The sequence below is a fragment of the Thermogemmatispora sp. genome (assembly GCF_019683635.1).
In the GTDB taxonomy this organism is placed as follows: domain Bacteria; phylum Chloroflexota; class Ktedonobacteria; order Ktedonobacterales; family Ktedonobacteraceae; genus Thermogemmatispora.
Genome location: NZ_JADGIA010000274.1, coordinates 1 through 5,562, shown reverse-complemented (window position 1 = coordinate 5,562; position 5,562 = coordinate 1). Strand labels below are relative to the sequence as shown.

General features: G+C 60.3%; 8 protein-coding genes and 1 pseudogene. 3 read left to right on the top strand and 6 right to left on the bottom strand.

Translation table 11 applies throughout. The features are described from left to right. Positions 1 to 552 (top strand): annotated as a pseudogene (locus IRZ31_RS19855) (hypothetical protein); the annotation flags it as partial. A gap of 180 nt (positions 553 to 732) precedes the next feature. Here the strand turns inward: IRZ31_RS19855 and IRZ31_RS19850 are convergent. The 6 genes from IRZ31_RS19850 to IRZ31_RS19825 form a co-directional block, all read right to left on the bottom strand. Then, complete coding sequence (locus tag IRZ31_RS19850; protein WP_112426808.1) at positions 733 to 1,266, bottom strand: hypothetical protein; 534 nt, start codon at positions 1,264 to 1,266, stop codon at positions 733 to 735. A gap of 174 nt (positions 1,267 to 1,440) precedes the next feature. Further along, entirely contained in the window at positions 1,441 to 1,788 is a 348-nt protein-coding gene (locus IRZ31_RS19845) for a helix-turn-helix transcriptional regulator (protein WP_297157015.1), read from the bottom strand. A gap of 269 nt (positions 1,789 to 2,057) precedes the next feature. After that, positions 2,058 to 2,348 (bottom strand): helix-turn-helix transcriptional regulator, encoded by a 291-nt coding sequence (locus tag IRZ31_RS19840; RefSeq protein WP_189361309.1) that lies wholly within the window; start codon positions 2,346 to 2,348, stop codon positions 2,058 to 2,060. 17 nt (positions 2,349 to 2,365) lie between these two features. Then, positions 2,366 to 2,560, bottom strand: a complete 195-nt coding sequence (locus IRZ31_RS19835) for a hypothetical protein (protein ID WP_189361307.1) — start codon at positions 2,558 to 2,560, stop codon at positions 2,366 to 2,368. A gap of 226 nt (positions 2,561 to 2,786) precedes the next feature. Further along, on the bottom strand, positions 2,787 to 3,044 hold the full coding sequence (locus tag IRZ31_RS19830; RefSeq protein WP_223258184.1) for a helix-turn-helix transcriptional regulator: 258 nt from the start codon (positions 3,042 to 3,044) through the stop codon (positions 2,787 to 2,789). A gap of 56 nt (positions 3,045 to 3,100) precedes the next feature. Next, positions 3,101 to 3,334 (bottom strand): helix-turn-helix transcriptional regulator, encoded by a 234-nt coding sequence (locus tag IRZ31_RS19825; protein ID WP_297157007.1) that lies wholly within the window; start codon positions 3,332 to 3,334, stop codon positions 3,101 to 3,103. A gap of 145 nt (positions 3,335 to 3,479) precedes the next feature. Here IRZ31_RS19825 and IRZ31_RS19820 point away from each other — a divergent pair, with 145 nt between their 5' ends. Together IRZ31_RS19820 and IRZ31_RS19815 are read left to right on the top strand one after the other, a co-directional pair. Next, entirely contained in the window at positions 3,480 to 4,163 is a 684-nt protein-coding gene (locus IRZ31_RS19820) for a hypothetical protein (protein WP_297157004.1), read from the top strand. A gap of 547 nt (positions 4,164 to 4,710) precedes the next feature. Continuing rightward, entirely contained in the window at positions 4,711 to 5,280 is a 570-nt protein-coding gene (locus tag IRZ31_RS19815) for a hypothetical protein (protein ID WP_297157001.1), read from the top strand. The last annotated feature ends 282 nt before the right edge of the window (positions 5,281 to 5,562 follow it).

The window sequence follows — 5,562 nt, the reverse complement described above, 5'->3', positions numbered from 1 at the left end:
GACATCGATAACGCCGCGTCGGCGCTCACCCCGGCTCTCGTTCAGAGCGCACGCGCCGCCTTCGCCAGCCTCAAGAGCGCCAGCGAAGAGAGCGTCGGTGATCCGCAGTGCGCTCCCAAGGTCAGCAGCGACCACCGCGCTGGCGATCGGGCGGCCAGCGTTACCGTCAGCGTCACTGTCGCCTGTAGCGGCCTCGTCTACGATCGCAATAGCGTGACCACGCTCGTCACCGCTCTGCTCAACGCCGACGTCGCCCGCAGCTACGGCGGCGGCTACCGTCCAACCCAGCCGATCCAGACGCAGATCAGCGCCGCGCGCGCCGGCGACCAGAGCGCCGTGCTCACTGTCCAGGCCAGCGGCACCTGGCGCTATCAATTCAGCGCCAGCCAGCTCAACGCCCTCAAACAGCTCATCGCTGGCCGTGATCCTGAACAGGCCCGCACCATCCTGCGCCGTCAGCCGGGCGTCGCCGACGTCACCCTCAGCCTGGCCCTCGGCCAGAGCACCCTGCCCACCGATCCCACGCGCATCACCATCACCACCAACCCCTGAGCGAAGCGCCTCCCTCCCTGTCCGGCCCTGCAGACGATGGCCAGCACCAAAAAGGCGCCAGGCACGCTCTGCCTCACTGCGAGCGAGCGCACCCGCGCCATTCTATCCTCATCTATGCGCCTCGCCGGCGGGCCTGGCCTGCTCAGGCCCCCTCAGCTCACGCCTGCCCTCTGGCCCTCGCTAGAGACGGTTGAGGGCGATCTGCGCCAGGCTCTGCTCAAGATCAAGCTGGCGATGTCCCGGGCTGAGCGCCTCCACCACCAACACCGTGTTGTCCTTGAGCACCGTCAGCAGCGTCTCCTGCCCAAAAGATGAACTGCGCTGCGTCTGAAAGGCCGCGTCGCCCAGGCTCACCGTCGCCGTCTGTCGGCTCAGGTCCAGGGCCGCGCTCTTGGCCTGATTATAGAGCTGCTGGGCGCTGGCGGCATCGGCGGCGATCGAAAGCGCCAGCGAGGCCCGCGCTACATGGCTGTCCGAGGCCGAGGTGTAGAGACACTCACTTACCGTGGCGTTCTTCGGCTTGCTCACTACCTCCTGCGGCTGCGACCGTACCGCGGCACCCAGTACCTGACGGGCCTCATCCGTCGTGATCAGCGAACAGGCCGAGGTCGTGGTCGCCACTTGCTTGCTGCTACCACAGGCGGCCAGCAGGAGCAGAGAGAGACCAACCATCAGCAGTAGAGCAGCCTTGCGGGGGAAACGTCTTCCACGCATCGAAGCACACACTCCTTTTTTCTGACACTGCAATCTACTATCCACAATCTACAATCCACAGGCGCCAGAACCAGAAAGCCAGTAAGCCGGCCAGCGGGCATCAGTGCACCACCGCCGGCTACTGTCAACCACGCTCTACTCCTACCTCTTTTGCTGCCTCCCCCAAAAGTCAGATCAGGGTACGGTGCATCCCCCTTCAGTTTGCTCACGCTGCTCTGCGCTGCTGATCAGGTCAGAGGGTGATGACAAATGAACTTGCTGCCGCTTGCCCTGGGCCTTCACACGACTTCTGGTCTTTTGTGGTGGCTCTGGCTCCTCCTCGTCTACTGTCTCGATTAAATCCTCGACACGGACGTTTAGCGCCTCAGCAAGCCTCGCCAGTGTGGTAGTCGTGACTTCGACGTATGGATCGTGAAATATGCGGCGAATGGTGTTGTAAGCCACCTCAGACTTCGTGTGAAGCCTGGTCATCGAAAGACCCTTTGCTTTTGCTACTTCCTTAACCCGTAGCCGGACTTTCATGGCTTGAGAATAACCTATTCTTGCCCTTGACAGTAGAGTGCTTGACGTGGTACCATTCTAAAAGCGACATCTAAATGGCGATTTTGAGATGGCAAATGTAGGCATGAGGGAAGGAGGAGCCACAGTTAGGAGTCAAGGAGAGGGAGGTACGCAAGGGTGGCCAAAGTTGGGGAGAAAAAGGGCCTGCCACCTCTCGTCTCGTGTCCGCCGCAGGGGGCAGGACGCGGGAGGGAGTGGTGGTCAGGCCCTCCAGATGAAGGGAGGAACAGTTAGGACGATGGGAAAGAGAATCTGCTCCGTGGCTGATAGCGGCGAGGAGGGCGGGCGCGCTTAGGAGGTGCCCCGGGGGGCGTCTCCTCATCGGGCAAGAACTCGATCAGCGTATGAGCCTGCACCCCCAGCGCCATCGCGATCTTGACCAGCGTACGCAAATTCACCTGTGCGTACGGATCGCGGAAGATCCGGCGCACGGTGCGATCGTTAAGATTGGCGGCCTTGCAGAGGGCGGAAGGAGTAAAGCCCTTCGCTTCGGCGATTTCCTTGACGCGCAGTCTGAACACGGTCAGCTCCTTCCTGATCAACGAGAGCGGGCTATGGCTCCGGGACGGCGCCGATAGGGACACGTATGCGGGCGACCAACGTGGAGGCACTTTTTGCTCGGGCGCACCATCGACACGTCGAGCTGTGCCATTTTAAGAATATCATCGGCAGGCTTAAAGAGGATTTTCAGAATCAAGAAGCGGACTTTTCTCCCTTCGATCATCCGCGACACCTCGACTGGCTCCTTTCACAACAGAACAAAACAAGCAGACAGTAGATCCATTGACTGGACAGTAGATGGCAGAGTGTGGCAAAAACGCGCTCAGCGTGCCAGCGCCCTGCGTCGGGTCTTTCCATCGCAAAGACAGAGTGTATGCCTGGGCGACTCTGGCGCATTCGGATAGAGAGAACCCTCCTATCTCTATGGACGATGATTGAGGGAAAAAATCAAGCATGGATTAGACGGGTGAATGTTTCCGAGGGCCGGCCAGCCAGGTCTCAGATGCGTCCGCCTCGTCGGGCACATCTTCAATGAGATCAGCAGTGGAGACGCCGAGTGCCCGCGCGATTTTCGCCAGCGTCGAGAGATTTACCTCTTTGTATGGATTGCGAAAGATGCTCTTGATCGTACGGAAGTTGACGTCGGCAGCTCGGGAGAGCGACGACATGTTGAAGCCCCGAGCCTCGGCAACCTCTCTGACTTTGAGCCGTACCATTTGCCACCTATGCCCTTTCAACCTGCTTCTTGCGCGTCAAGCATGTCGCCACCCAGCTATCCCTGGGGCGCTGTTGGCGGCTGATCCTCGTCGGGTACGTCTTCGATCAGCTCATGTGAAGGGACGCCGAGGGCCTTGGCCAGTTTCTCGATGGTCTTGATCGAGACCTCGCGGAAGGGATCGCGCCAGATCTGCTGGATCGTCTTATAGTTCACGTCTGAGATGCGCGAGAGCCGTGACATGCTGACGCCTTTTGCCTGAGCAACCTCCTTAACGCGGAGACGAATCATACGCTTGACCTGCCTTACTAGACCCGTAGTCAGTAAGGTGATTGTAGCAGAGTACCAGGGTTGACAAAACTGCGTCCGTAATGGTAGATTCTAATACACCACCATTCTAGAGGTGGTGAACAAACACAGGAGAGAGGAGAGCAGCATGAGTGGCAGTGAGATTGCCCGCCTGCGGCGTCAGCTAGAGGCCGAGTATCTGGCCGGGCGCTGGGCCTTGTATGGGTTAGCGTGTGGCTGGGCCAAGCACGAGTATATTCAGCGGCGGCTGCGCAACATGGAGGAGTATCAGAGCAAGCTGGCTCAGCTTGTTGGGCCGGAGCGGGCCGCGGCCATCGTCTGTGAAGTCATTGACGACGTCCGTGACAAGGATCGGGAGCAGCAGGCGCCTGGCCAGACGGCGAGTGAAGAAGCGACGCCGGAGGGAGAGGGCAAGGTGGGGATTGAGGAGAAGGCGCGGCTGAATGGAAACGGTCTCAATGGCAGCGGTGCTGGTGCCGGGCAGCCGCTCGCGGAAGAGAAAGCCGCTCTCGACGAAGGGGAGCGCGAGCCGATCATCAAGAAAACCCTCTGGCTCCTGGCCTATCGGCATAGTGAAGAAGAAGCTGACATGATCTACCTCTTCTATGCGGTCAGCGACGAGGAGGCCAGGATCATTGCCGACTTGAAGATGGAGCAGGGCGGGCGTCACTGCTGTCTCCTCATGCTCCGCAAGCTGCCGGCGGGCTTTGGCGTACCCTATGGGCGCTATCGTGGCTGCATCCATGTTCGCCCGGACGGCAGCATTATCGAAGGTGACTATCTCAAGATGCGGACCACGGCCCAGGACTGAGCGCATCTGCGGAGGAGCGAACAAATGCCAGATCCTTCTCTCTTCATCTAACTACCGAGTGATCCGCTTGCCTTTCTGCCTCTTTTGAGCGCGTGATGGCCGGGAGGGGGAGAGCGCTGCCCGCTAGTTCTCCCTCCCCCGACCATTCTTCTTATAGTCATGGGATCTAGGGAAACCACGGACCTGCAAACAGCAACAACCTTTCCGGCCAGGCCCCCAGCCCGAAGCGGCGGCTGCCTGCCGCCCTGAAGGCTCCGCATCCTCTTCCTCGTACCGATCTGCTTCTCGACTGGATTCCCGCAACAGTTGCCCAACCCAACCATTGCCGTCGGCGGTCAGGATGGGGTATATATACCTCTAAACGAGCATTGTGCCGAGTGCATTCTCACCCCGAGCAGCGTGCCTGAGTGAGAAGTGGGGGGACGTTCCCCGAGCAAGCACGCCATCCTGATGGTGCCGCTGTCGTCGCCGAAGCCAACCTGGAAGAGCAGGAACCACCGCTGAGCGAGTCGAGTTTATGCCGAACAGAGGACAGGAGAAAGCGACAGTGAGCGAACGAGAGCGACAGGTAGGCGCCTTTATCCAGGGACTCCTCATCGAGAAGCAATGCGACTACGACGCCTTCTATCATCTGACCTTTCTACTACGCAACAGCGTCCTGCTGCCCGTTTTCAGCAGTGCCTCCAGGCTCGTGGGATCGCAAAACAAGCTGGGGAGCCAGCTTCAGGTCGGGAAGAACTACCATCTCCTGCTGCTCATCCGACCGCGGCAGTTGAAATACCGGGGGCCGGCGGAGAGCGCCGGGGCTGATGTGGGCAAGCCGGGGCTGGCGGCCCTGGCGCTGCGACAGATCGCGCGTGATGCCCGGGGAGTCTCGGGTGAGCGTGTCATCCTCCAGCACCATCCTATCTCGGGTCGCATTGTTGATCCTGACTGGGAATGGGAGCGGCAGCGCTACATCCTGGTCGAGACAGCAGTTGGGAGGGCAGTGCTCAACCGCAAGGCGGCGGAGGATGATCTCAAAGGCAAGGGAGGCGAGCTAGCCGCGGGGGGTTTGCTAGAGTGGGAGCTATGGCGCAGCGAACTCCTTGCCATCCTCGATGGAGCGAGGGCCTAGCCTTCTCACCTGTGGCCGGGGCGGGCTGGTCTAGCGAGCCAGCGCCAGCGTCAGGGGAAGAAATGAAGTGAAGTGAAGCGAGCGAGCCTGCGGCACGGGGTGCCGTCCCTGCCTTTGCAGCCGGAAAGCGGACGTCTGCTTTACAAAATGTGGACGCCGGCGATTGCGCGCACCGCGAAGGTAGTGTACAATGTATCAGGTTCAGGCGAAAAGGCCATTTCTTGGGACATGCGAGGGTAAGGCTGATGAGACAGGCAGATGGCTCAGAGCTGCTCGGTGCAG